Here is a 5,347-nt window from a genome sequence, read left to right as displayed (position 1 = left end):
TGTTGGCAGTCGCACGCGGTTGTCAGCTTTGCGTCCATTGTCGTCGACCCGATGCTCGCCATCCCTGTAGGATCAGCCTTTTCGGTCCGGCACGCCGGTTGCTCTGTTTTTGGCACCCTTACCCACCAGCGTATGGACTGGGTGCGGCGGCAAAGGACCAGGACCTTACAAAATAACGTCAGGCCGGCGCGTTGCTCCAGTGGAATGATGTGCCGTCGCCCCAGATGCAGTGGACGATGACAGCGACCTTGCGGGCGATGGCGACCTTTGCCTTTTTCATGCCGATCCGCTTCGCAGGTTTCATTCCCCAGGCTTTGAGGGAGGACCATTTCTTTGTTCGATAAAGCAGAAACGGTCGCTGCCTCGTAAAGGCACGTTCGGAGGAGCGTGTCGCCCCATCGGGATATCTTGCCACTGGTATCAGTTTCACCAGATTGGTTGCGCCGAGGTGTGAGGCCGAGATAGGCGCCGACTGTCGAAGCCGATCGGAAGCGAGACGGTTCAGCAATCGTATGGCGGAACGTCAAGGCGGGGGCGGTGACCACGCCGACACCAGGAACTGTGATCAGGCGACGCGTCGTCTCGTCCGACTTCGCCAATCGGCGGACCTGTCGTCAAATTTGCTTTGCTGCTGGCAGATTTGTTCGTGGATCGATAGGAGCGGTTCGATCACGGCGAGGAGCTGATGGCCTTCGGTCAACAGCTCACGGACTAAGCTGCGGAACTGCTGGCCGATTGCGCGTGGAAAAAGCAACCCACATTCCTTGATAAGACTACGGACCTCGTTCTCTTCGCTCTTGTTTTTGACTTCTCGATGCCAACCAACCCGCACCAGTTCGGCACCTCCTCGAGCATCGTTCTGATCGCTCTTGTTCATGCGGACCGACAGTGCTGCGTGTGCATGCTTTGCATCGATGCAAACGACGGGGATCGCCCCTACGAAGCTCATGCCAAAGCCAGCTCGCCATTGCGCCCGTCTCAAAGCCGATACGTTCCGCAAGTGGCGCATGTTTACGACGTAACTTGGGCAGATCTCCGGGATGAGACTTGGAGCGAGCAGTTCCAGCGTTTGATGGCCGACCACGGCATTCTCTGCAGCATGAGCCGCTCCGGCAACGTCTGGGACAACGCGGCGATGGAGAGCTTCTTCTCGTCGCTCAAGACCGAACGGACCGCCAACAAGATCTACCGAACCAGAGACGAGGCACGAGCCGATGTGTTCGACTATATCGAAAGATTTTACAACGCGATCCGCAGGCACTCGACCATCGGCTATCTCAGCCCGGTTGAGTTCGAGCGCAAGGTGGGATTAACTTAACCTGGTGTCCATCAAACCGGCAGCAGCTCAAGTTGCAACCCTTCTCCACTGTAGCAAGTGTTCTGACGCGTGATCGTTTGTCATAACGCAATCAACAGAGTTGTCGAACGAAACGTTCCGCCCATAAAAAGCGAGCCAAGATGCTTGTTGCGGAAAATTCGTGTGTTGTTATCACCCTGTTCAAGAGCGCCATGACAGCCTCTTGCGAAACCAAGCCGAAGTCGGCCAAGGCGCAAGAAGCAAGCTGTGATGAAATTATGTCCGCACGAGCCGCAATCGCCTTTGGCAGTACAAGCGCGAAAGTCTCCTTTGCGTATCCGTGTGGAAATACGTCAGAGCCCAAGCGCTCACTCAAGTAAGAACGGAGGAGTTCCTTGCCCGAGCGAAGTGCAAACGGAAGCTTCGCTCCAAAATTGATCAATCTCGGATCGCCGAATGGGCGGACGGGCCAAAGACCTCGCGTCGCGAGTGGGCGAGCATGACAAAGACTTGCGAGCAGCGTTGTGGATAGAGTGGCGCTGAGGGGGGCGCTAAAAAGGAAGGATGAACGAGCCGCGTCGAGCCCGCGTTTCGTCAATAGGTCTTCTGCAACCCCAAGCGCGATATCCAGATGGGGTGAAGAGGGAGATCTGGGTTCCCCCTCGTCGCTGCTGAAGCGAGCGCAAAGCTCGTCTCCTCCTATGCCGGACCAGATTATTTCGCAGCCATCACCGCGAAACCGATCCCAGAGTGACCCGAACGCCTCAAGGTAAGACTCTGAATTGAGTGGCAGGCGTCCTTTCAGGTCAAGATCTAGATCAATCGCCGGCATGTGGGCGCACATTTCAACTTTGTGATCGCGGCAGTTCAGTGCGCTCAAAATGCTCGCTCGGCGGTCACTCTGCTTGGGGCTACTCCCGTCGCCCAATAGTATCCCGCCACATGCTAGCGATGCTACGCTCTCGCCAACAGCAATTGCGACGGAAGCGGAGTCCATTCCTCCGCTCAGCTCCACAGCGCTTGCGCAGAAGGTCGTCGGCCGCGAACGAACAACCGCCTGAAGAGTATCAGAAAACTCAAGGACATGATCGCTCTCCTCTCGTCCGGAGAGCTCAGGGGCTGATGAAGTTGTCGTGCCGTACTCAAATGACGTTTCCGATCTGTCGACGTACAAGGTGGAGCCAGCAGTCAGCAGGTTAACGCCAACGCAGGCCTGTCGCGCAGAGTAGAACGTTCTCATCGACAGGTGATGCGCTATAATCTCTGCATCAATCGCTCGCGATTTATCCAAAAACTCGACAAAATCCCAGGAGAGCGTAACCGTGCGAGTGCGCTCCTCCACGTGGAAGTAAATTGGGAGGCTGCCAATATGGCCTGCTCGTACACGCAACCGAGGACCCCGGCGAGCGGCCTCGATCACGATAAAATCGAGCGGCCAGTGCATGCATTTCTGGTAGTGCTGACGAAACTGATCTGTAGACGCATGGTCTATTACGACCGAATGAACGCCAGCCCCGTCCGCCGCTCCTTGACGCTCACGTATGACGAAGAACCATTGCTCAGTGCTCTTCACTAACGAGCTCTCAAGACTCTTATGTTGGAATGGCCAGATGCAGCTTTCACCAAACTCTATCGAACAGCCTTTGACAACAGGATCGAAGTTTTCCAGGTCGGCTATTTTCAGAGTGGCCTTGAGCATTTGTTCCTCGACTTAAACGTTACCGCCTCTCGTGTGAGAGGCGGTAACAGAGTGAAGAATGATCTTAAAGGTAACCTTCGTTAGCGCTGTCGCTAGGGAAGGGGCCCTTCGGATACGAAGTAGTGGGAGGTGGCAGCACCGGTAAGGGGAGGTCAGTTGTATCGGGCCGCGATGGCCGCTTAGACGTGTCTGCAGTTGCGCTCTTCATGTCGTGTTCCTATTGATAGCGTGATCGGGCTTCTCGTCGTGTGGCGCGGCAGCGTGTCGAGCCACTCTATAGCGTCTCTCATGGGAGAAGCCGGGCGACAACCTACCAAGATTTGCGGGGTTGGATGACGGTGCTAGACAGAATTGGGTTGGAGCTTAGTAACGGTAAACGGCAGCAAATTCCGCAGAGCCGCATCTTTACGTGAGATCGTATGGAATCCAGATCGCAAGGCCATGTCGGCTCTCTCAGTGCAAGCAAAGCCCCATTCCCTGGATCCGCCGCAGATCAGGTCAACGACAGCACATTGTCGCCGGTTTCCGAAATTCTGCATGCGTACTGGCGATCCGATCGGCGCTTGCTTCTCATCGTTGCCACAGTGGTGCTGATCTCCAGCGCGAGCAGCGTCGCAGCGCCCTATGTATTTTCGGGTCTCATTGATCGCCTCCCGCGGGGGGAAGGCATGTCGGCGTTTGCCTGGGGATTCGCCGGCTATGCGGTCCTGCTCGGCATAGCCTCCGCATTGCAGCGCATGCTGCAGTATCTTTCCTTCATGACAGCCGAGAACCTGGGCTTCGTCGCTGCAACTCGCTTTTTCGATCGCATCCTGAGAAAAACCTCAGTCTTTTTTCTTGAGCACAATCCCGTGGAGATACAGAGTGCGGCCGCGCGCGGGTGCAGCGCGTTGACGACGTTGGTCCAGCTTGGAATTATGATATTCATCCCGGCTGCAGCGCAGCTTCTGCTTACGCTCGCTATTCTCGGTGTGCTCGTCAATATCCAAATCGCTGCAATCGTCGTCGCTTATGGGGCTGTCGCGATTACATTAGGGTGGAGTTCCACGCGTCGGGCGCGCGTGTTTCTGGACCGGGCCATCGAAGCCGGACAGGACAATGCGCGTTTCGTCGGCAACGTCATGAACTCCATGGACACGTTGCGCCATTTCGGCAGTCATTCCTGGATGAGCCAGCGCTTTACGATGAAGGCGCGGGAAGTGCGCGATAACTGGCGAACCTACGTGTTTCAACGATTGGCCTACATAGCCGTGCTCGGCTTAGCCATCGCGCTACAATTTTCCGTCACACTTCTCCTTCTAATACCTGAATACCGGGCCGGCGCGGTCACGATCGGCGATATTGTGCTATTCAACACGCTTCTACTCCAACTCAATATGCCCTTCGAGATGGTCGCGCGCGCGATCTCTGACGCGGCGCGGTCGCGAGCCGACCTCATTCCTCTCGCCAGACTGTGGGTCGCACCAGAAGAGCGGCGAACATCTCATGCTCATGATTTCACGCCCTCCGCTGGCCAGCTATCCTTCGAGGGCATTGGTTATGCCTACGACAACGGTCGTGGCGTTACGAATGTCTCGTTTATGGCTAGGCGCGGCGCCATTACCTTCCTTGTCGGCGAAACCGGATCGGGGAAGTCGACAATATTCAAGCTCGTCCTGAAATCGATTGAGCCAGACTGCGGCCGTATTCTGGTCGATGGAACCGATATAGCGACCATCGATCACACGGATTGGTATGCCGCAGTTGCTGTTGTGCCGCAGGACGTGATGTTGCTCAATGAGTCGCTAGCCGACAACATTCTGCTAGGACGGCCCCGCGACGAGGTGCGCCTTCGCGGTGCATCGGAAAAAGCCGCGATTCTCCCCATTATCGAGGCTCTGCCGGAAGGATTTGAAACAACCGTTGGAGAACGCGGTTTGAAGCTTTCAGGCGGGGAGCGCCAGCGTATTGCTATTGCCCGCGCGCTCTATGGCGAGCCGGCGATCCTTCTTCTCGACGAGGCCAGCTCCGCGCTTGACGAACGAACCGAGCGGGACATTTTGGACCATATTCGCAGCCTAGCGGAAGATGTGACCGTGCTGGCAATCACTCATCGCAAAGGGGTCATTTCTGCAACCGACGTCGTGGTCGAGCTGACCGACTGCGGCTTGTCCTTGACTAGGCGAAGGGGATGATCAGCCCGGCGCGTTGATTGTCTGCACTGCAGGCGCATTGCTGGACGAGATGTGACCTTGCCCCCAGATTTTATCCAGTTCTGAGTTCGCTCAAGCCATTGGATTGAAGTGCTCCCCAAAACTAGGCCAGCCGGCGCTGGAATTTTCCGGGGTTATGCTCATGCCGGCGGGGGCGCC

Annotated in this window: 2 protein-coding genes and 2 pseudogenes; 2 read left to right on the top strand and 2 right to left on the bottom strand. The window is 56.4% G+C overall.

The genetic code is table 11. The annotated features are described in order from the left end of the window. Nucleotides 1-178: 178 nt before the first annotated feature. Nucleotides 179-1,055 (bottom strand): annotated as a pseudogene (locus tag AC5ZFO_RS47035) (IS110 family transposase); the annotation flags it as partial. On the opposite strand from AC5ZFO_RS47035, the pseudogene AC5ZFO_RS47030 reads away from it, so the two are divergent. Next, nucleotides 1,052-1,318: pseudogene (locus AC5ZFO_RS47030) on the top strand (IS3 family transposase); the annotation flags it as partial. The pseudogenes AC5ZFO_RS47035 and AC5ZFO_RS47030 sit on opposite strands and share 4 nt — an antisense overlap. A 91-nt stretch (nucleotides 1,319-1,409) precedes the next feature. On the opposite strand, the gene AC5ZFO_RS47025 reads toward AC5ZFO_RS47030, so the two are convergent. Beyond that, the gene (locus AC5ZFO_RS47025; RefSeq protein ID WP_496124136.1) at nucleotides 1,410-2,996 is read right to left on the bottom strand and encodes an asparagine synthetase B family protein; all 1,587 of its coding nucleotides are present in this window, start codon (nucleotides 2,994-2,996) and stop codon (nucleotides 1,410-1,412) included. A gap of 419 nt (nucleotides 2,997-3,415) precedes the next feature. On the opposite strand from AC5ZFO_RS47025, the gene AC5ZFO_RS47020 reads away from it, so the two are divergent. After that, nucleotides 3,416-5,170: an ABC transporter ATP-binding protein gene (locus AC5ZFO_RS47020; RefSeq protein WP_496124135.1), complete on the top strand. Its 1,755-nt coding sequence runs from the start codon at nucleotides 3,416-3,418 to the stop codon at nucleotides 5,168-5,170. Nucleotides 5,171-5,347: the final 177 nt, after the last annotated feature.

The organism is Bradyrhizobium sp. Unk1, from assembly GCF_059512345.1.
The sequence above is the reverse complement of the archived record's forward strand: the minus strand, read 5'-3'. Positions and strand labels throughout refer to the sequence as shown.